Origin of the sequence: Plantibacter sp. VKM Ac-2880, from assembly GCF_015351235.1 — a bacterium.
Classification (GTDB): domain Bacteria; phylum Actinomycetota; class Actinomycetes; order Actinomycetales; family Microbacteriaceae; genus Plantibacter.
Window position 1 is genome coordinate 1,684,292 of the sequence record NZ_JADKSJ010000001.1, and the last position, 20,162, is coordinate 1,704,453.

The window sequence follows — 20,162 nt, forward strand, 5'->3', positions numbered from 1 at the left end:
TCACCCTCCGGGGTGGCGCCGTTCCGGCGTTCACGGCCGTCGTCCTCGTCTGAGAATCGTCATCCGGAGGCCCTGATCGGGACCGCTGACGGCACTCGATTTGCGGGGTCTGGAAATGCATGCTAGCTTTATCTCTTGTGCCGCAGGGTGGAGCAGTTCGGTAGCTCGCTGGGCTCATAACCCAGAGGTCGTAGGTTCAAATCCTGCCCCTGCAACAGAAAAGAAGAAATCCCGGTCTCATTGAGACCGGGATTTCTTCGTTAAAACACCTACGGTCGCGCCGGCGCGGAGGCGTCGGCGCGACCGCAGCGTCATCGCACCGAGGGACGCTCCTCCAGGTCCGCGAGGGGCAGGCCGAAGGCGGCGGCGACGCCGCTGTTCGTGACCTCGCCCGCACGGACGTTCACGCCGGCGCGCAGGGCCGGGTCGGCTGCCACCGCCTGTTCGGTGCCCTGATCCGCGATCGCCAGCGCATAGCGGAGGGTCGCGTTGGTCAGGGCCCGCGTCGAGGTCTCGGGGACGGCGCCGGGCATGTTGGCGACGCAGTAGTAGAGGCTGTCGTGTACCCGGAACGTCGGGTCGTCGTGCGTCGTGGGCTTGGATCCCTCGAAGCAGCCACCCTGGTCGATGGCGATGTCGACGAGGACGGATCCCGGCTTCATGTCGGCCACCATCGCATCGGTCACGAGCTTGGGTGCCTGGGCTCCGGGGATGAGGACCGAGCCGATGACGAGGTCGGCGTCCCGGAGCTGTTCGGCGATCTCGTAGGCGGACGACGGCCTCGTCTGCACGTGTCCTCCGAAGCGGTTCTCGAGCTCCCGGAGCCGGGGGATCGAGATGTCGATGATCGTGACGTCCGCCTGCATGCCGAGGGCGTTCGCTGCGGCGTGCTCGCCGGCAACGCCGCCGCCGATGACGACGACCTTCGCCTTCGGGGTGCCGGGCACGCCGCCGAGGAGGATGCCCCGACCTCCGGCCGCCCGCATCAGGTGGTAGGCCCCGACCTGGGTCGAGAGTCGCCCGGCCACCTCGCTCATCGGCTGGAGCAGGGGGAGTGAACGGTTGGCGAGCTGCACGGTCTCGTAGGCGATCGCCGTCGTACCCGACGCGAGCAGAGCGTCCGTGAGTGCCCGATCCGCTGCGAGGTGCAGGTAGGTGAAGAGCGTCTGGTCGGCGCGCAGGTACCCGTATTCGGCGGCGACGGGTTCCTTCACCTTGAGCAGGAGGTCGCCCGCTGCCCAGACGGAGGCTGCATCCGGGACGACCGTCGCCCCGGCGTCGCGGTAGGCCTCGTCGAGGTTGCCTGAGCCGATGCCGGCGCCCGCCTGGACGACGACCTCGTGTCCGTGGCGGACGAGCTCGTGGACGCCGCCTGGGGTCGCGGCGACCCGGTTCTCGTTGTTCTTGACCTCGGTGGGGATGCCGATGCGCATGAGTGCTTCCTCTCGCGGGCCCGCGGCGTTCAGCTCGGCTCCCGCTCGTCGGTGGACGGTGTGCGACTATTCTGGGGTTCCTGCGAGGCTGACCGCGAAGGGCTGCAGAAATCCGGACATCCATCTCGCAAATCGATGATTCTTCGGGCGAAAGCGAGGATGATCGCAGGATGACGAACAATCTTCGCCGCTCCGTCGACCTCGACGACGTGGACCGCACCCTGCTTCGGCTGCTGCAGGAGAACGCCCGGATGACGAACGCCCGGATGGCGGAACTCGCGGGGATCGCGCCGTCGACCTGTGTCGCGCGGATCCGTTCGCTGGTCGATCGCGGGGTGATCACCGGGTTCGCTGCGAGCATCGATCCGGTGGCGGTCGGGCTCGGGCTCGAAGCCCTCATCAGTGTCAACATCCGGGCCGGCGCCCGAGCGCGGATCGCCGAGTTCAGCGCCGGCATCCGACGATTGCCGGAGGTCGTCCAGGTGTTCTTCCTCGGCGGCTCCGAGGACTTCGTCATCCATCTGGCCGCCCGCGACAGCGCGCACGTCCGCGATTTCGTCGTCGAGCACCTCTCCGCCGACCCGACGGTCGCCTCCACGCGGACGAGTCTGGTGTTCGAGCATGCCTTCATCGGTGTCGAAGTGGGGGAGTGAGCCTCGGTTCGCGAGCGATCGACCGCGCGAAGGTCACAAACAGGTAACGAAGACGCTTCGCGGAAAAGCCTGGTGATGATCGGTTTTCGTGCATGTCGCCGCGTCTGTGTCCGCCTTTCGGGGGATTGTCGATTAGCCACCAGCTGTGAGTTTCGTTAGCGTTGTCGACGGCCCGCAAGGGCTGACCTACGTAACCGCGTCCCGCCCCCTGTCGCCTTCGTGACGGCGTGCTGGACGTACGGTCGAACGCAACGTGGTAGCCGTCGACGCCCCGCGTGATCCGAGCCCGTGCGCTGTCTGTCAGTGCGCCGATGGGGCGGATCCTGAGTCGTTCGACCCGGCCTGACGATCGACAGGAAGAGTGCAACGCGGCTCCGCGTGCGCTTCCGGGAGAAAGAATGACCGAAACGATTGCCGTCTCAGCGACGGGTCTGTACAAAGTCTTCGGCAGGAAGCCGAAGGACGCCGTCAAGCGTCTGCAAGCGGGAGCGTCCCGCGACGAAATCGCGACGAGCGGGACCGCTGCCGTCATCGACGCGTCATTCGACGTGAAGCAGGGCGAGATCTTCGTCGTGATGGGCCTCTCCGGCTCGGGCAAGTCGACGCTCATCCGCATGCTCAACGGCTTGCTCGAGCCGACCGCCGGTACGGTGACGGTCGCCGGGCAGCCGATCTCCGGCGTCTCCTCCAAGCAGTTGCGTGCGGTGCGCCAGGAGAACATCTCCATGGTCTTCCAGCACTTCGCCCTGCTGCCCCACCGCACGGTCCTCGAGAACGCGGCCTACGGGCTGGAGGTCAAGGGTGTGCCCGCGGCGGAGCGTCGCGAGCGTGCTCAGGCCGTCGTCGAACGAGTGGGACTCGCCGGCTGGGAGGACAAGCTCCCCGGCCAGCTCTCCGGTGGGATGCAGCAGCGCGTCGGACTGGCCCGCGCACTCGCGTCAGACACCGACATCCTCCTGATGGACGAGGCCTTCTCCGCGCTTGACCCGCTGATCCGTCGCGAGATGCAGGAGCAGCTCGTCGAGCTGCAGGCCGAGCTCGGGAAGACGATCATCTTCATCACCCACGACCTCAACGAGGCGATGTTCCTCGGCGACCGGATCGCCGTCATGCGCGACGGCAGGATCGTGCAGGTGGGGACCCCCAACGACATCCTCACCGACCCGGCGAACGACTACGTCGCCCAGTTCGTCCAGGACGTCGACCGCGCTCGCGTGCTCACCGCCGGAGGCGTGATGGAACCCGCACGTTCCGTCGTCTCCGCGTCCGCCGGTCCGCGGGCAGCCCTCCGCATCATGCGCGATCTGCAGACCTCGACCGCCTTCGTCGTCGGCCCGGGTCGGCAGCTCCTCGGCGTCGTCCGCGACAAGGACGTGCTGCGGCTCGTCCGGGCCGGCGACCACGAGCTCGGCAGCGTCATCACGGCGGACCTCGCCACGGTCTCCCCGGAGGCCGCGCTCGTCGACCTGTTCGAGTCAGCGGTCGAAAGCGCCCTCCCGGTCGCCGTCGTGGACGAGCGGACGCGTCTCCTGGGCGTCGTCCCGCGGGTGACCCTGCTCGCCGCCGTCGGCAACGTCTCCACCAACACGGACGAGGTCAGCCTCGTCGGTCCGCCGGCGACGGTGCCCGTCGAGCTCATCACGGCGACCCTGCGGTCGACCGCGGAGGACCCGCAGCACCCCGACGACGGTGGTTCCGTCGACCCGACGGCCGCTGAACCGTCTACGACCGAACCCTCCGCCGCCCTCCAGGAAGGGAGCGTCCGATGAACGGCCTCCGTCTCCAATCGTCCGGCCTCATCGACGCCATCACCCGCCCCGAGATCGGTGCGTGGGTAGAAGCGTTCGTCGACTTCATCACCGACGTGTTCCAGCCGGTGTTCGACGTGATCCGCGCGGTCTTCCAGGGGCTCTACGACGGGGTCGACACGATCCTCAGTGGACCGCCCTTCTGGGTGATCATCCTCGTCGCAGCGATCCTCGCGCTCATCGTCCGCGGCCCCGTGTTCGCGATCGGTTCGGCCGTCGGTCTGCTGATCATCGTCGGCGTGGAGCAGTGGGAGAACGCGATGGACTCGCTCTCGCTCGTCCTCGTCGCCGGCCTCATCGCGATCGTGATCGGCATACCGCTCGGAATCCTGGCTGCCCGCTCGAAGGCCGCCTCGTCGATCATCCGGCCCTTGCTCGACTTCATGCAGACCACACCGGCGTTCGTCTACCTCATCCCGGCGCTCATCCTGTTCCGCATCGGCGTCGTCCCGGGCATCGTGGCGACGATCGTCTTCGCGTTGGCCCCGGCCGTCCGGCTCACCGAGCTGGGCATCCGCAACGTCGACCGGGAGGTCGTCGAGGCCGGCAACGCGTTCGGAGCCTCCTCGTGGCGGATCCTGCGTCAGATCCAACTGCCGCTGGCGATGCCGAACATCATGGCCGGCGTCAACCAGGTCATCATGCTCTCGCTCTCCATGGTCGTCATCGCCGGCATGGTCGGCGCCGGCGGGCTGGGCGGCGACGTGGTGAAGAGCCTCTCCAGGATCGACATCCAGCTCGGCTCCGAAGCGGGCCTGTCGGTCGTCATCCTGGCGATCTTCCTGGACCGCCTCACCGCCTCGCTCGGCGCCGGCCGCAAGCGTGGGCGGCGCGTGAAGCCGACGCCGGCACCGGGCGGCCTCCGCCCCGCGCCTGCCTCGAGCACCACCACGACGGACTCGACCAGCCACGTCGAGCCGAGCGGGAAGCCCGCGCCGTCCCCGGCCGCCACACGCTGACGCCCGGCCCCTCGACTTCAACCGACGACACCGATCCCCGTTCGCGGGACGAAAGGAATCATCGAACATGCAGTACCGCACCAAGATCGCCACCACCATCGCAGCGGGGGCGGCGGCGACGCTCGCCATCTCCGGCTGCTCCGCAGGCGCCTCCGACGAGACGCTCGAGAACGGCGACAAGCAGGCCGTGACCATCGCCGTCTTCAGCGGCTGGGACGAGGGCATCGCCGCCTCCGAGCTGTGGAAGGCCGTGCTCGAGGAGCAGGGCTACGACGTCACGCTCGAGGAGGCCGAGCCGGCCCCGGTGTTCTCCGGATTGAGCACGGGCGACTACGACCTCACGCTCGACGTCTGGCTGCCCACCACCCACGCGAGCTACATCGAGAAGTTCGGGGACGACGTCGTCGACCTCGGCGCGTGGAACACCGACGCGAAGCTCACGATCGCGGTGAACGAGGACGCTCCCGTCGACTCCCTCGCGGACCTGGCCGCGAACGCCGACCTCTTCGACAACCGCCTCGTGGGCATCGACCCGGGTGCCGGCCTCACCGAGGCGACCCAGGACAAGGTCATCCCCGAGTACGGTCTCGAGGACTGGGAGTTCCTCACCTCGGGCACGCCCGCGATGCTCTCCGAGCTCAAGGCGGCCACCGATGCCGGCGAGAACATCGCCGTCACGCTCTGGCGTCCGCACTGGGCCTACGACGCGTTCCCGATCAAGGACCTCGAGGACCCGAAGGGCGCACTCGGCGACGCCGAAGGCATCCACAGCTTCGGCAAGGCCGACTTCGCCGAGGAGTACCCCACGCTCGCCGGATGGCTGAAGGACTTCGACTTCGACTCCGAACGCCTGTTCTCGCTCGAGAACGCCATGTTCAACGAGGGTGACTCGAAGGACTACGCGCCGGTCGTCGAGAAGTGGATCAGCGACAACCAGGAGTACGTGGACTCGCTCACCAAGTAGCGGCTCGACAAGACGACGGGCACCGGAGCGATCCGGTGCCCGTCGTCGTTCGCGCGGAGGTCAGCTGGTGAGCCGCGCGAGCCCGTCGACGGCGCGCGTGAGGACCTCGGTGCGTTTGCAGAATGCGAATCGGACGAGTGACGCATAGTCCGGGTCGCGCCGGTCCAGGCAGAACGCCGACAACGGCACGGCGACGACGCCGGCGAGTTCCGGCAGGGCGCGACAGAACGCGGCCGCGTCGCGATGGCCGAGTGGTGCTGCGTCCGCCACGATGAAGTAGGTGCCGTCGGGTCGGAAGGTCTCGAAGCCCGCCGCCGAGAGCCCCGCGCTCAGGAGGTCGCGTTTCCCCCGGAGACCGTCGGCGATCGCGGTGAAGGCGTCGTCGGGGAGGCGGAGCCCCGTCGCCATGGCCGGCTGGAACGGCGCTCCGTTGACGTAGCTGAGGTACTGCTTCACGGTCGAGACCGCCGTGACGAGCTCGCGTGGACCGGTCAGCCAACCGATCTTCCAGCCCGTCGTGCTGAAGGTCTTGCCGCCCGAGGAGATCGTCAGCGTCCGCTCCGCGGCACCCGGAAGGGTCGCGATCGGGACGTGGGGGACGTCGAACGTCAGGTGTTCGTAGACCTCGTCGGTCACGATGAGGGCGTCGTGGCGGTCGGCGAGTTCGACGATGAGTTCGAGCGTCGACCGGTCGAGGACCGTGCCGGTCGGATTGTGCGGGGTGTTGACCAGGATGATCCGGGTCCGGTCGGTCACCGCGGCGCGGAGTTCCTCCGGATCGGGTTGGAAGTCCGGTGCGAGCAGCTTCACCGTCCGGTGCCTGCCCCCGGCGAGCGCGATGAGGCCGCCGTACGCGTCGTAGAACGGTTCGAAGGTCACCACCTCGTCACCGCGCTCGACGAGGGCGAGCAGGGAGGCGGCGAGCGCTTCGGTCGCTCCGGCCGTGACGAGCACCTCTCCCTGGGGATCGGGGTCGAGACCGTAGAAGCGTCGTTGGTGCTCGGCGATGGCGGTGCGGAGGTCGAGGGTGCCGGGGCCGGGCGGGTACTGGTTCTCGCCCCGTTCGATCGCGGCGATCGCTTCGGCGAGCACGGCGTCCGGTCCGTCCTCGTCGGGGAACCCCTGGCCGAGGTTCACCGCGCCGGTCTGCAGGGCGAGGGCGCTCATCTCGGCGAAGATCGTCGAGGAGACGGCGCCCTGCTCGTCCACGAGTCCGGCGCCCTCCGCAGTGCGGCGCCAAGGTCCGTCAACCACCATGTCGATCTCCCTCCGTGGCCTGAATGACAGGCCGTCTCCAATCTAGGACACCACCCACGGCGGCTTGCGGCGAAGACCTAGCCCGCGTACAGCCCGTGCGAATGAAACACACAGCTCGGCGCGGGAAGCTGACTGCGCTTGGAAGGAGCAGAACCACCATGACCGAACCCGCAGACGGACAGCAGCCCGCCGAACACCCCGAGTCCACCCCCGACGGGGAGACCACGCCGCAGTCCGCAGCCGCTGAGCAGGCCGGCGGTCCCGCCGCCGCGGGTGAGACCCGGCCGTCGACGGCCGGTGCGTACTTCCCGCCGCCGACCGCGACGCAGCCGACCGAGCCGCTGTACGGCCAGGCCGCGCAGCCGCCGCTCGGGTCGCCGCAGCAGGGGTCTCCCTACCAGCAGTCGTCGCAGTATCCGAGCGCGGCGTTCACGCGTCAACCGCAGCCGAACGCGTACGGCGCCTACCAGCAGCAGCCGGCCCAGCCGCAGGCAGGGCACCCGCAGCCCAGACACCCACAGTCCGGCCAGCCTGGCGCCGGGCAGTACCAGCCCGGCCAGCAGCCCGGTGCCTACGGTGCGTCGCCCTACGCCCAGCAGCACGGCGGGACCCCGACGGCGCCCCGCCCGAAGAAGACGAACCGTCCGCTCGCCGGGATGGTCGCGATGCTCGCGGTCGGAGCCCTCATCGGCGGCGCGTCAGGCGCGGGAGCGACCCTCTGGGTGACGAACGCGACGAAGTCGAGCGTGTCGAGCAACGAGGCCGGGTCGAAGGCCTTCGCGATCAACGACGACGCCGACGTCAGCCTCACGACGGCCATCGCCGCGACGGCCGGGCCGAGTGTCGTGACGCTGTCGGTGCAGGGAGGCCAGAGCGCCGGTACCGGTTCGGGCATCGTGCTCAGCAAGGACGGGTACGTCCTGACGAACACCCACGTCGTGACCCTCGACGGTCAGGTCGCCGACCCCGCCATCCGGGTCACGGACGCGAACGGCAAGCTGTACACCGCCAAGCTCGTCGGCACTGACCCCGTCTACGACCTCGCCGTCATCAAGCTCGAAGACGCATCCGGCCTCAGCCCGATGGAGTTCGCGAACTCGGACAAGCTCAACGTCGGCGAGACGGCCGTCGCGATCGGCGCACCGCTCGGCTTGGCCGGAACGGTCACCGACGGGATCGTCAGCGCCCTGAACCGCAGCATCACCGTCGCCTCCTCCGCCGTGCCGGATTCCGGTTCCGGCGACGACGGTGGCTCGGACGACCCGAACGGCGACAATCAGAGCCCCTGGAACTTCGACGTCCCGGGCAAGACGCCGACGGCGCCGACCTCCTCGATCTCCATCGCGGTCATCCAGACCGACGCGGCGATCAACCCCGGCAACTCCGGTGGCGCACTCGTCGACGGCACCGGCAAGCTCATCGGCGTCAACGTCGCCATCGCGAGCGCCGGGAGCACCGACTCGTCCTCGCAGAGCGGGAGCATCGGCGTCGGCTTCGCGATCCCCGCCAACATCGCCAAGCGCGTCTCGGACGAGATCATCAAGACGGGGAAGGCGACCCACGGCTTGCTCGGCGCCACCGTGAAGGATGCCGCGAGCGACGCGAAGAGCACCGTCGCCGGGGCGCTCATCGACAAGGTGACCGACAACGGTGCCGCCCAGGCCGCCGGCCTGAAGTCGGGCGACATCGTGACGGAGTTCAACGGTGTGCCGATCACCGGAGCGAACGACCTGACCGCGCAGGTCCGGGCGCTCGCCGGTGGGGCGACGGCGAAGGTCACCTTCACCCGGGGGAGCGATTCGCAGAGTGCCGAGGTCACGCTCGGGGAACTCGCGCTCTGACGCTCGGGGTCCGCAGTCCCGGAGACGCCCGCCCGGGACCGTGCGGGCGTCTCCGCGTCCGGGGCTGTGCCCGTGACCGGCTGCTAGGCTCGATCGAACGAAACACGGAGTGAACCCCACATGTCGAACGACCGAGGCCAGGCCGACGCACCGTCGTTGCCCGGAGTCTCCTACGTGATGCCCGTGTTGAACGACGTGCGGCACGTCCGAGCAGCCGTCGACAGCCTGCTCGCGCAGGACTACGCGGGCGACGTCGAGATCACCATCGCCGTCGGTCCGAGCATCGACGGCACGACGGAACTGGTCCGCTCGCTCCAGGCCGCGGACCCGCGCATCCACGTGCTCGAGAACCATGTCGGCTCGACCCCGGCTGGGCTGAACCTCGCCATCTCGGCGTCGACCCATCCGATCGTCATCCGGGTCGACGCCCATTCGGAGCTGCCGAGCGACTACGCCCGGATCGCCGTGGAGACGATGCTGCGCACCGGTGCCCAGAACGTCGGCGGGATCATGGACGCCCGCGGTCGCACTGCGTTCGAGACGGCGGTGGCGCGCGCGTACGGTTCGCGGGTCGGCCTCGGCGGCACGCCGCACCACGTCGGCGGACGTCAGGGGCCGGCCGACACGGTCTATCTCGGCGTCTTCGACCGGGAGATGCTCGTGCGGGTGGGCATGTTCGACGAGCGCATCAAGCGCGGTCAGGATTGGGAGCTCAACCGCCGCATCAAGCAGGCGGGAGGCCTCGTCTGGTTCACGCCCGAACTCCGCGTCGTGTACCGCCCGCGCGCGAGCCTGCGCGCCCTCGCCCGCCAATTCTTCTCCACAGGCCTCTGGCGCGGCGAGCTCAGTCGCAGCTTCCCCACGCGCGGCACGCTCAGGTACTTCGCCCCGCCGGTGCTCGTACTCGGGATCGTCCTCGGCACCCTGCTCGGCCTCGGCGGGCTCCTCCAGCTGGCTGCCGGCATCCCACCGTGGCTCCTGATCGGGTTCGCGGCGCCGATCGGCTACGCGCTCATCGTGCTGCTCGCGAGCATCGTCGTCACCGGGCGGGACGGTGTGCGTACGAGCCTGTGGATGCTCGTCGTACTCCCGTGCATCCACTTCTGCTGGGGCACCGGTTTCGTGCTCGGCTACGGCTCGCTCGCGAAGGGCATCTCCGCGCTGCGCAACCCACCGAAGGCGGCCTAGATGTCGGATCCCCGTGCAGAAGCTCCGGGTCCGCGGCTCACCCCACCGCGGACGATCGCCGAACTCCGGGCCGTGGCGCAGCCACCCGAGGTCCGAGCCCGTAAGAACGCCGAGCACTGGACGGCGGACCTCTACCTGCGCGACCTGTCGCCGTACGTCACGTGGCTGCTCTTGCGCACCAGCATCAGCGCCAACGGCGTGACCGGACTCATGATCCTGACCGGTTGGGCTGCTGCTGCGGCGTTGCTCATCCCGGGCTTCGGCGGTGCCGCCCTCGCGCTCGTGCTCGGTCAGACGCAGATGCTCGTCGACTGCTGCGACGGCGAGGTCGCGCGGTGGCGCAGGACCTCGAGCCCGGCGGGCGCATTCCTCGACTCCGTGGGGCACTACTCGACCGAATCGCTCATCGCCATCGCGCTCGGTGTCCGGGCGGCGGGATGGCCGGTGGACACGCCCGTCGACCTCACCTGGATCACGCTCGGGTTCGCGCTCGCCCTGTTCGTCGTGCTGAACAAGGCGTTGAACGACATGGTGCGCGTCGCCCGCGCCGGCTTCGGTGCGCCCAAGCTCACGTACTCGACGGAGGAGTCGGCACCACGAGGGGGAGTCCTCGCGATGGCCAGACGGTTCGCGCGGTTCCTGCCGTTCCACCGCCTCTTCCACTCGGTCGAGCTCACAATGGTCGTCTTCGCGGCTTCCGTCGTCGGACTCTTCGTCGGCGACGTCGAGGCGATGCGGTGGACCCTCGCGGTCCTCGTGCCGCTCGCCCTCCTGACGGTCGTCGGCCACTTCGTCGCGATCGTCTCGTCGAATCGACTGCGCGCGTGATGTCGGGACCGATCCCGGTCACCCGATCCGTCGGCGTCGTCGTGCTGACGCAGGGGACCAGGCCCGTCGAGCTGGCCGCCGGAGTCGCGAGCGTGTTCGCCCAGCGGGGCGTCGAACTCGACGTCGTGGTGGTCGGCAACGGCTGGGAGCCGTCCGGGCTCCCATCCGGGGTGCGTGGGCTGGCGCTGGCGGAGAACCTCGGGATCCCCGCCGGTCGCAATCGTGGTGCCGCCACGGTCAACGGCGAGTTCATCTTCTTCCTCGACGACGACGCGACCATCCCGTCGACGACGTTCCTCCAGGACGCGATCGCGATCCTCGACGCCGACCGGTCGATCGGGCTGCTCCAGCCCAGGCTCGCCGACGCGACCGGTGTCCCGACCCCGTCCCGCTGGGTGCCCAGGACCCGCGACAAGGATCCCCGGCACTCGAGCGCGGTCTTCTCCTGCCTCGAAGCGGCGGTCCTCCTGCCTCGCCGGGTGTTCGACGCCGTCGGCGGTTGGGCCGATCCCTTCTTCTACGCGCACGAGGGCATCGAACTCGCTTGGCGGGTCTGGGATCAGGGGAGGCGCGCTTGGTACGAGGCGTCGCTCGAGGCGAACCACCCGATCACCGAACCCACCAGGCACACCGCGTACTACCGCCTGAACGCACGGAACCGCGTCTGGCTCGCCCGACGGAACCTCCCGCTCCCGCTCGTCCCGCTCTATGTGGGTTCCTGGACGGCCGTCCAGATCATCCGATGGTGGCGCAAGCCCGAGGCGCTCCGGCCCTGGTTCGCCGGGTGGCGCGAAGGATGGCGGACCGACCCGGGTGGACGCCGGCCGTTGCGCTGGCGCACGGTCTGGCGGATGACCAGAGCCGGCCGGCCGCCCGTCATCTGACCACCGGGGCCGTCGTGACCCCACTGTGACCTGGCGTCGTTACGCTTGACGGATGCTGGAGCTGACATGGGACTGATCAGAGACGGTCGGCGCGCCATCACCCTGGCGCGGGACCTGCTCGCCAACCGGCGGGCGAGAGCCGTCCTCGCCGTCCAGATGCAGGCGGCTCCCGTGATCGAACCCGGCCGCTACAAGGTGGCGGTGTACTTCGCCGACGGCGCCGTGAACCTGTACCAGATCCGGCAGTGGTACCGCCCGCTCGCCGAGCTCTCCAAGCGCTGGCCGGTCCTCATCCTCAGCCGCGGAGCGACGGCGGCCGCGAAGCTGTTCGAGGAGTCGCCGGTCCCGACGGCCTACGTCCGGACGGTCGTCGCGCTCGAACGGACCCTCGCCGAGCAGGACATCCGCGTCGTGCTGTACGTCAACCAGAACGCCAGGAACTTCCAGATGTTCCGGTACGGCTCCCGCTGGCACGTCTTCGTCAACCACGGCGAGAGCGACAAGATGTACATGACCACGAACCAGTTCAAGGCCTACGACTACAGCCTCATCGCCGGTCAGGCCGCGAGGAACCGACTCGAGCGGGTGCTCTGGGACTACGACTTCGACAAGCGCGCCATCATGATCGGCCGTCCCCAGGCCGACCACTACTCGGGAGCGCTGCCGTACACGCCCGACGACCGGATCGTGGTGCTCTACGCCCCGACCTGGGAGGGCGACCGCGCCGCGGCCGCGTACGGGTCGATCGCGAGTCACGGCGTCGCACTCGTCCGAGCCTTGATCGCCACCGGGCATCACCGCGTCCTGTATCGGCCGCACCCGCGGAGCGGTGTCGTCGACGCGTCCTACGCCAGTGCCAATCGAGAGATCATGTCCGCCCTGCAGGAGGCGAATCGCGCGGATCCCGCCGCCCAGCACGTGGTCGACACCGGCGCTGAACTCGGTTGGCAGCTGGCCGCGGCCGACGCCGCGATCGTCGACATCTCCGCGATGGTGTACGACCGGCTGGCCAGTGGGAAGCCGCTCATGATCACGCGTCCGGTGCATCCCGAGGCCGAGATCGACACCGGCGGATACCTCTCGGCCTGTGAGTGGCTCGACGCGTCGGACGCGTCGGACATCGTGGAGGGCATCGATCGCCTCCTCGAGGATCCGGACACCGTGGCGCGACTGCAGCACTGGGTCCAGTACTACTTCGGCGATACGACGCCCGGGATGACGACGGCCCGGTTCCACGCGGCGATCGAGCACCTGATGGCGGAATGGGACCGGTTCGCGCTCCTCCACGCGGATGACCGCCCGGAGCTTGACGAGCACGAGGACGACGAGGACGAGGACGAGGACGAGGATCGCGCCTGAGGCGCGTCGGATCGTTGAGTCCGCGCCCAGGAGAACCACGTAGGGTCGGGCAGGTGAATCCGTCCTCCGGGCGACTGGCCTCCCTCGACGGAGTCCGTGGTGTCGCCAGCGTCGTCGTGGTGCTCTACCACGTGTCGTTGTTGGCGCGACCCTTCGCCACCGGCCGCATCTCGGAACCGGCGTGGGACATCGCGACGGAGACGCCGCTCAAGCTGCTGTTCGCCGGAACCGAGGCCGTGCAGGTGTTCTTCGTCCTGAGCGGCCTCGTCGTGGCGTTGCCGCTGTTGCGCGGTGGCGCGAGCTGGCCGGGCTTCTTCGCCGCCCGCTTCGTGCGACTGTACCTGCCGGTCTGGGGAGCGCTCCTGTTCGCGGCCGCGCTCATCCTGCTCATCCCGCGGGATCAGGCCTCGGTCACGACCGGCGAATGGATCGCCAACGCGAACGCGACGAGTGTGGACCCGTTGCACCTCCTGTCGGAGGCCACCCTCACGCCGGTCAGCTACACACTCGTCAACACCCTCTGGTCGTTGCGGTGGGAGCTCATCTTCACGCTCCTCCTGCCGGTCGCCGTCCTGCTCGCGCGGCTGCTCCGTCGCTGGGCGTGGCCGATCGCGGCACTCATGTCGGTCGTGATGGTCGCCGGTCGCGTCGCGGGCGTCGACGCCGCCGTGTACCTCCCGGCCTTCTTCATCGGCACGTTGATCGCGGTCCGGCTCGACAGCCTCCGCGGCTGGGCGGCGGAGCGGTCGCGTCCATGGCAGTGGGGCATCCTGACGGGCGTCTCCGCCTTCCTCCTCGTGGCCAGCTGGTTGTCCCGTCCCTTCGTCGAGTCGTCCTCAACGCTCGGTCAGGCGCTCTGGGGGCTCTCCGGCGTGGGCGCGGCCGGACTCATCGTGGTTGCCATCGGAAGCCCCCTCGCTCGACGTCTGCTCGAGGTCCGCCCGATCCTGTGGCTCGGGAAGGTGTCGTTCAGCCTCTACCTGGTGCACGCGCCGATCCTGGCGACGCTGGCGTTCTCGTTCGGGGATGCGCGCTGGTGGCTGGTCGGCATCGTGGGTGTCCCACTCAGCCTGGTGGTGGCCGCCGCGTTCTTCCAGCTCGTCGAGCGGCCGTCGCACGGCCTGGCGCGTCGCGTCGGTCGAGCCGTTCAGTTGCGATCGGAAACGGTGCGTTCGTGGGCCGTCAGCCGGCGCGGGGAACGAGCGCGTTCCGCTTCTTCCGACGGTCTGCCGCACGCAGCTCCTGAGCCCACCGACGGGTGACGGCCTCGTCGTCGTACTGCTCGGCGGTGGACCGCGCATGACGCCGCATGGCGTCCACCTCGCGGTCGGGGAGGGCGAGCAGCCGCTCGATGGCAGCGGCGACGACGGCCGGTTCGGCGGACGGGACGAGGAAGCCGTTCCGTCCATCGGTGACGATGTCGGCCGGTCCGTAGGGTACGTCGACGACGACCGGCAGGCAGCCCGCCGCCATCGCCTCGACGAGGACGAGCGGGAAGCCCTCCGAAGTCGACGTCATGACGAGGAACGAGCCGGACCCGAGCTGTTCACGGGCTGAGCGATCGTAGCCGTGGAGGACGATGCGGTGCTCGGGGTCCTCCGCGGTGAGGATCGCCTGCAGCTCACCGAGCAACTCGCCACCGCCGTAGACGTCGAGCATCGGAGGGGTGCCCTCCGCGGCCGTCGCCGCCAGGACGGCGCGGATGGCGTGAGCGGGGCGCTTGCGCGCCGTGAGCGACCCGAGGAACATGCCACGATGACGGGGACGCGCTGCCTGCGCGACCGTTTTCTCGACGAGGTCGCGCGAGTTGGGGATGACGGCCAGCGAGGCGTGGACACCGAGCATGGCCTGTACGTCGGCCAGCTGACGCTCACTCAGGAGGGCGACGAGGTCGAAGTCGTCGAGTGCCTCGAAGACCGCGCGACGCGACTCCCGCAGGCGACCGTGCGGACGCTCGGTGCCCTGGAGGTGGGAGGCGTGCACGACGTGCGCCGTGACGACGTTCCGCTTGCGGTAGCTCAGGACGAACGGGGCGATGGTCTTGCTGTCGACGATCATCCAGGCAGGGGCTCCGGCGGTGATCGCGTCGAACCACGCCCGGTACAGTGACCAGATCCGGCCCCAGGCGCGCACCGGTCGGCCGTGCTCGTCACAGAGGACGACCGCGCGACCACCCTTGGTGCCCAGCTCCTTCGTGTCGCGGCGGTCGGAGAGGAGGAGGGTGCCGTCGGTGCGGTAGACGTCGACCTGCAGGACCTGGCCGGCGTCGTCGCGGCGCTCGCGGCTCAGGACGGCCTCGCCGCGGCGCCGCTCGGTACCGTCGTCGGTCGCCGGGAGTGGCGTGAACGGATACCGGTCGAGGTCGAGGGAGCCACCCGGCAGCGGGTTCGCCCGCAGCCAGTCGTACAGGTTGACGATGCGCATGCCCTCGACGAGGTCGCCACGGGATCGCAGCCGCTGCTCGAGCTCCGGGTAGTCCGGCCGGTGGTCGAAGGTGAGGATGTCGACGGGCGTGCCGGCCAGACGCGCGAATGCTCGGGAACGGTGGAACATCGCCTCGGTCATGCCCCCGAAGTCGTCCGTCAGGCCCCACGTGACCGCGAAGTGACGACCTTCGGGAAGGAGGCTCTGGGAACGGCGCAGGAAGGGAAGTCTCACGGCTCGACGCTACGCGACGGACCTGGAGAGATGCCGCATCCCCGCGGGTGGCTCACGGACCGACAGGCGGTTCCGGGGCGGGGTCTCCGGGGTGTCCTGAAGCGCTCGGGCCGGACTCGATGGCCTGCTGTCCGCGTCGACGGAACACCTGGTCGCGGATCTTCCCCAGACGGGACGTGCCGGTCACCGCGCGCATCCGCGGTTCGAGGTCCAACGGGACCACGAACGGCGCCGGTCCGAACGCCTGACGGGCGGCACGGACCACCTGTCGTCCGAGGAGGTGGTTGCCGATGCCGCCGACGGCCGCGCCGACACCGAAGGGGAGGGCCTTGCCGATCACGCCGGCACCGCCGCTCGCGGCGAAGTGCTTGACGAACCGCACCCGCAGCTGATCGGCGACCGGTCCCACGATCATCGACGGCAGCCCCTGGGTGATCGTCTGACCCCAGAACGCCTGTCGGGGGATGCCCTTCCCGGTCGCCTGGGACCCGAAGTTGCGGAGGAGGTCGGTGCCGGCCTTCCCGAGCATCATCGTCATGACGAGCGCGCGGGACCTGACCGGATCGGCCAGGGCGATGCCGTGGACCTCCGTGACCGACTGCGCGAACAACGCCGTTGCCTCGAGGAAGCCGGCCGTTTCGACGCCGGAGAGCGCGAGGGTCGTCGCGGTCCCGATGGCGGGCACGACGGCGGTGGCACCGACGGCCGCACCGGTCGTCGTCACCGTCGCGAGGTACCGACGCTCCAGGACCCGGATCAGCTGATCGGCCGTCGCGTTGGGGTACATGCGTCGGATCGACCGGATGTGGGCCACGACCACCGGCCGCTGCACCCAGAGGACGCGGTCGAGCGCCCGGACCCACCCCGGCTCGGGGAGCATCGGCTGCTGCGCTGCCGGGTTCGGGTAGTTGGCGGGACCGGGAACCGGTCCCTGCTGCGGTCCGGACATGACGGCCTCCTCGTGGGCGGGGGCGGCCAGTCTACGTCGTGGTCCTGCAGGATCGTCGACGGTTGCTGCGGCGGCTCAGCTGTTGTAGTCGGCGTTGTAGCGGTCGAGCACGTCGTCGATCGAGGCGTCGAGGACGAGCGCACCTTTGTCGAGGTAAAGGCCGCGGGTGCAGAACCGACGGAGGTCCTTCTCGTTGTGCGAGACGAAGAACAGCGTCCGCCCGCCCTCGAGGAGCTCTTCGATCCGGCGGTAGCACTTCTCACGGAAGGCCCGGTCACCGACGGCCAGGACCTCGTCCACGAGGATGATCGGTTCCTCGAGCTGCGCGATGACCGCGAACGCGATGCGGACCTTCATGCCGCTGGAGAGGTGCTTGTACGGGGTGTCGACGAAGTCGGCGATCTCGGCGAAGGCGATGATGTCGTCGAACCGTTCGTCGATCTCGCGACGCGACATGCCGTGGAGTCCTGAGGTCAGGTAGACGTTGTCGCGGACGGTGAGGTCGTTGACGAAGCCGCCCGTGATCTCGATCAGGGGTGCGACACCCTCGCGGACGCCCACGGTGCCCTCGTCCGGCAGGACGACGCCGGCGACGAGCTTCAGGAGCGTCGACTTGCCCTGCCCGTTCCTGCCGACCACGCCGATCGCTTCGCCGGGAGCGACCTCGAACGAGACGTGGCGCAGCGGCCAGAACTCGCCCGGGCGCGAACGGCGGTCGCGGCCGGCGAAGAGATCCTTGAAACTGCGCCGGCCACCGCGGTTCCGGCGGAAGCGGATGCCGGCGTCGGTCACCGAGATGGCGGCGCGGGTCGTGGGGGAGCTGTCGGTCGACATCAGATCTCCTTCAGCACGGAGCGCTCGCACCGCTTGAAGATCAGCAGGCCGAGCGCCAGGATCACCGTGGACATCCCGGCCGAGACGCCCACGAGGTACCAGTCGAGTTCCTGCGGGAAGAACGCGGATCGGTACAGCGCGAAGATGCCGCTCAAGGGGTTGAGCGCGGCGAAGGGCTCGATGCGGTCCGGGAGGGCGGTCGTGCTGTAGATGATCGGCGTGGCGTAGAACATGAAGCGCAGCACGAGTTTGACCGCCCGTTCCAGGTCGCGGAAGAACACGACGAGGGGAGCGACGATCAGGCAGAGCCCGACGGTGAGGACCGTCTGGATCGCGATCGCGAGCGGGAAGAGCAGGATGTCGACGTTGACCGACGCGCCGCTGAAGACGGCGAACGCCGCGAGGACGGGGAGCGCTGCGAGGAACTCGATGCCCTTCGACAGTACGATGCGGTTGACCCAGATGGTGCGGGGGATCGTCGTCGACCGCACCAGCTTCGCCTCGCGGAGGAAGGCGCGGGTGCTGTCCGAGACCGACCCGGTGAACCACATCCACGGCAGGAGCGCCGCGAGGAGGAAGACGATGTACGGCTCCTCGCCGACATCGCGCCGGAACACCTGCGTGAAGACGAACCAGTAGATCCCGCTCATGACGAGCGGGTCGAGGATGGACCACACGTATCCGAGCGCACTCGTCGAGTAGCGCACGCGCAGATCCCGGACCGTCAGGATCCAGAGCGCGTGGCGGTATCTGGCCGAACGCGACATCCTTGGCCGCGTCTCAGCTGAAGAACTCACGGGACCAACCTTATCGAGGTCGCGCAGGAACGCCGTCCTCGACGCTCAGCGTCGGGACGGCGTTCGGGTGCGGAGCGGACGGGATGCTCAGACGAAGAGGTTCGCTCGCTCGAGGTCCTCGGCGAAGTCGACCTCCACCGCGTACAGGTCCGAGATGTCGACCGGTTCGACGAGCATGCCCTCGCGTTCGATGGCGAGCTCGATGCCGCGCTCGAAGTAGTCCTGGTCGCCGACCTTCGCAAGGTAGCGGTGCAGCATCGCCTTGTCCTGCGAGGAGATGTAGTTGATGCCGACGGCCTCGCCGAGCCCACCGACGACCGTCTTCGAGAGTTCCTTGATGAACCCCTCGGCGCTGGTCGTGTACTTCACTTCCTCGTCGGACACCTTCGAGGTGTTGACGGTGACGAAGGAGCGGTCCTTGGCGATCATCGCTGCGGCGCGGTCGAGGACGGCCGGGTCGAAGACGACGTCGCCGTTCATCCAGAGCACACCGCCGGCCTGCGATGCGGCGAGTGCGCGCATGAGGCTCTTCGAGGTGTTGGTCTGGTCGTACTGCTCGTTGTAGACGAAGGACGCGTCGGGGAAGGCCTCGATGATGTGCTCGAGCTTGTAGCCGACGACGATCGTCACCTTGGCGCTCGCGCCGAACGCGTGGTGGATGTTGTCGAATTGCTGCTGCATGATGGTGCGGCCGTCGCTGAGCTCGGTCAGGGGCTTCGGGAGCGAGCGGCCGAGACGGCTGCCCATTCCGGCGGCAAGGATCACTACCTGGGTGGTCACGTTGTTCTCCTCAGTGTGGGTATGGAATCACGCGGTGCCACGATGCTGTGGACAATTCACCGAGGATTTACCAAGACGTGCATTGAAAGACACTCCGTCATGCCAAAATACAGGCTAGCCGCGGTGAACTCCGTCTGTCATGGGTTCCCAGGGTCCGTTGTCGTTTCGTGATCGACCACCCGGCGTTTACACAGCTTGGGGGAGATGTGTCAACTGTTCATCCTGTGACTCCGCTGTCCGCTGCGGGCGCTGCTGTTGGTAGGTTTGCTTGGTGACTTCCACGACTCCGCCAGATCCCGCTGAGCAGCCCACGCCTGCCGACGGGCCGTCGACGAGTCCGCCGGCGGCGTCCGCTCCCGACGCGCCAGGGGTGGCGCAGCCGAGTGCAGCAGACGACCAGTCCGCTCCGGCACCGTCTGCCGCGAAGCGTGCACCCAGGACCACGACGCCGCGAACCTCCGGCACGACGAAGGCCCCCGCGAAGCGCCCGAGTGCTGCGCGCGCCACGACCGGCGCGGACTCGACCGATGCCACGGGCACGGCGAAGAAGACGACCACGACCCGTTCGACGGGTTCGCGGTCCACTGCGGCGAAGACCGGAACGGCCCGGACCACTGCGGCGAAGACCGGCGCCGCCCGGACCACCGCGGCGAAGCGCACGCCCGCCAAGGCTGCGCTCGAGACGGACCCGAGCACCGCGACGCCCGGCTCCCCGGACGACGGGTCGACCCCCGCGGCGCCGGCATCGACGCCGCGGGCTCCGCGGACGACGACGCGCACGACCGGAGCCTCGTCCGGCACCAAGAGCCCCGCCGCGAAGACCGGCACGAGCCGGACCACCGCCGCGAAGTCCACGACGACCCGGACGCCCGCGAAGCGGACGCCGGCCCGTTCGGGCACCGCTCGCACCACGGCCCCGAAGCAGACCGAACAGACGGCGGCCGCGAGTGCCGGAGTCCTCGACGAGGTC

Annotated in this window: 18 protein-coding genes and 1 tRNA gene; 11 read left to right on the forward strand and 8 right to left on the reverse strand. The window is 69.1% G+C overall.

Annotated features, from left to right (window positions below; all coding sequences use genetic code 11):
- The first annotated feature begins 141 nt into the window (after positions 1-141).
- A tRNA-Met gene (locus ITJ57_RS08075) sits at positions 142-215 on the forward strand.
- A gap of 96 nt (positions 216-311) precedes the next feature.
- On the opposite strand, the gene ald is transcribed toward ITJ57_RS08075, so the two are convergent.
- Complete coding sequence (gene ald / locus ITJ57_RS08080) at positions 312-1,433, reverse strand: alanine dehydrogenase (protein WP_194669582.1); 1,122 nt, start codon at positions 1,431-1,433, stop codon at positions 312-314.
- 170 nt (positions 1,434-1,603) lie between these two features.
- Between ald and ITJ57_RS08085 the strand changes: the two genes are divergently transcribed.
- From ITJ57_RS08085 to ITJ57_RS08100, 4 genes are all read left to right on the forward strand, one after another.
- A complete protein-coding gene (locus ITJ57_RS08085) occupies positions 1,604-2,086 on the forward strand; it encodes an Lrp/AsnC family transcriptional regulator (protein WP_194669583.1) in 483 nt (160 codons plus the stop codon).
- Between the two features lie 398 nt (positions 2,087-2,484).
- Positions 2,485-3,855, forward strand: coding sequence for a glycine betaine/L-proline ABC transporter ATP-binding protein (locus tag ITJ57_RS08090; protein ID WP_194669584.1), 1,371 nt, complete (start codon positions 2,485-2,487; stop codon positions 3,853-3,855).
- Positions 3,852-4,853 carry a proline/glycine betaine ABC transporter permease gene (locus ITJ57_RS08095; protein ID WP_194669585.1) on the forward strand — a complete coding sequence of 334 codons (1,002 nt, stop codon included), beginning with the start codon at positions 3,852-3,854 and terminating at the stop codon, positions 4,851-4,853. The genes ITJ57_RS08090 and ITJ57_RS08095 overlap by 4 nt, the downstream gene beginning before the upstream one ends.
- Positions 4,854-4,920: 67 nt before the next feature.
- The gene (locus ITJ57_RS08100; RefSeq protein WP_194669586.1) at positions 4,921-5,817 is read left to right on the forward strand and encodes a glycine betaine ABC transporter substrate-binding protein; all 897 of its coding nucleotides are present in this window, start codon (positions 4,921-4,923) and stop codon (positions 5,815-5,817) included.
- Between the two features lie 60 nt (positions 5,818-5,877).
- Here ITJ57_RS08100 and ITJ57_RS08105 read toward each other — a convergent pair whose 3' ends face one another.
- Positions 5,878-7,074: an aminotransferase class I/II-fold pyridoxal phosphate-dependent enzyme gene (locus ITJ57_RS08105; RefSeq protein WP_194669587.1), complete on the reverse strand. Its 1,197-nt coding sequence runs from the start codon at positions 7,072-7,074 to the stop codon at positions 5,878-5,880.
- A 158-nt stretch (positions 7,075-7,232) separates the two neighbouring features.
- Between ITJ57_RS08105 and ITJ57_RS08110 the strand changes: the two genes are divergently transcribed.
- From ITJ57_RS08110 to ITJ57_RS08135, 6 genes are all read left to right on the forward strand, one after another.
- On the forward strand, positions 7,233-8,915 hold the full coding sequence (locus ITJ57_RS08110) for a S1C family serine protease (RefSeq protein ID WP_194669588.1): 1,683 nt from the start codon (positions 7,233-7,235) through the stop codon (positions 8,913-8,915).
- 120 nt (positions 8,916-9,035) lie between these two features.
- Positions 9,036-10,103, forward strand: a complete 1,068-nt coding sequence (locus ITJ57_RS08115; RefSeq protein ID WP_194669589.1) for a glycosyltransferase family 2 protein — start codon at positions 9,036-9,038, stop codon at positions 10,101-10,103.
- The gene (locus ITJ57_RS08120) at positions 10,104-10,931 is read left to right on the forward strand and encodes a CDP-alcohol phosphatidyltransferase family protein (RefSeq protein ID WP_194669590.1); all 828 of its coding nucleotides are present in this window, start codon (positions 10,104-10,106) and stop codon (positions 10,929-10,931) included.
- Complete coding sequence (locus tag ITJ57_RS08125; protein ID WP_194670347.1) at positions 10,931-11,815, forward strand: glycosyltransferase family 2 protein; 885 nt, start codon at positions 10,931-10,933, stop codon at positions 11,813-11,815. Before ITJ57_RS08120 ends, ITJ57_RS08125 begins: the two co-directional genes overlap by 1 nt.
- Positions 11,816-11,881: 66 nt before the next feature.
- A complete protein-coding gene (locus tag ITJ57_RS08130; protein WP_194669591.1) occupies positions 11,882-13,174 on the forward strand; it encodes a CDP-glycerol glycerophosphotransferase family protein in 1,293 nt (430 codons plus the stop codon).
- Positions 13,175-13,227: 53 nt separating this feature from the next.
- The gene (locus ITJ57_RS08135; protein ID WP_194669592.1) at positions 13,228-14,436 is read left to right on the forward strand and encodes an acyltransferase; all 1,209 of its coding nucleotides are present in this window, start codon (positions 13,228-13,230) and stop codon (positions 14,434-14,436) included.
- Here the strand turns inward: ITJ57_RS08135 and ITJ57_RS19775 are convergent.
- The 6 genes from ITJ57_RS19775 to ITJ57_RS08165 all read right to left on the reverse strand — a co-directional run bounded on the left by ITJ57_RS19775 (position 14,357) and on the right by ITJ57_RS08165 (position 20,092).
- Entirely contained in the window at positions 14,357-15,832 is a 1,476-nt protein-coding gene (locus ITJ57_RS19775; protein WP_194669593.1) for a glycosyltransferase, read from the reverse strand. The genes ITJ57_RS08135 and ITJ57_RS19775 overlap by 80 nt on opposite strands.
- A 52-nt stretch (positions 15,833-15,884) precedes the next feature.
- Complete coding sequence (locus tag ITJ57_RS08145) at positions 15,885-16,781, reverse strand: hypothetical protein (protein WP_194669594.1); 897 nt, start codon at positions 16,779-16,781, stop codon at positions 15,885-15,887.
- Positions 16,782-16,856: 75 nt separating this feature from the next.
- Positions 16,857-17,615 carry an ABC transporter ATP-binding protein gene (locus ITJ57_RS08150; RefSeq protein WP_056007179.1) on the reverse strand — a complete coding sequence of 253 codons (759 nt, stop codon included), beginning with the start codon at positions 17,613-17,615 and terminating at the stop codon, positions 16,857-16,859.
- Positions 17,615-18,382 carry an ABC transporter permease gene (locus ITJ57_RS08155; RefSeq protein ID WP_194670348.1) on the reverse strand — a complete coding sequence of 256 codons (768 nt, stop codon included), beginning with the start codon at positions 18,380-18,382 and terminating at the stop codon, positions 17,615-17,617. The genes ITJ57_RS08150 and ITJ57_RS08155 overlap by 1 nt, the downstream gene beginning before the upstream one ends.
- Positions 18,383-18,499: 117 nt before the next feature.
- Positions 18,500-19,192, reverse strand: a complete 693-nt coding sequence (locus tag ITJ57_RS08160; protein WP_056778242.1) for an NTP transferase domain-containing protein — start codon at positions 19,190-19,192, stop codon at positions 18,500-18,502.
- Between the two features lie 186 nt (positions 19,193-19,378).
- A complete protein-coding gene (locus tag ITJ57_RS08165; protein ID WP_194669595.1) occupies positions 19,379-20,092 on the reverse strand; it encodes a hypothetical protein in 714 nt (237 codons plus the stop codon).
- Between the last annotated feature and the right edge of the window lie 70 nt (positions 20,093-20,162).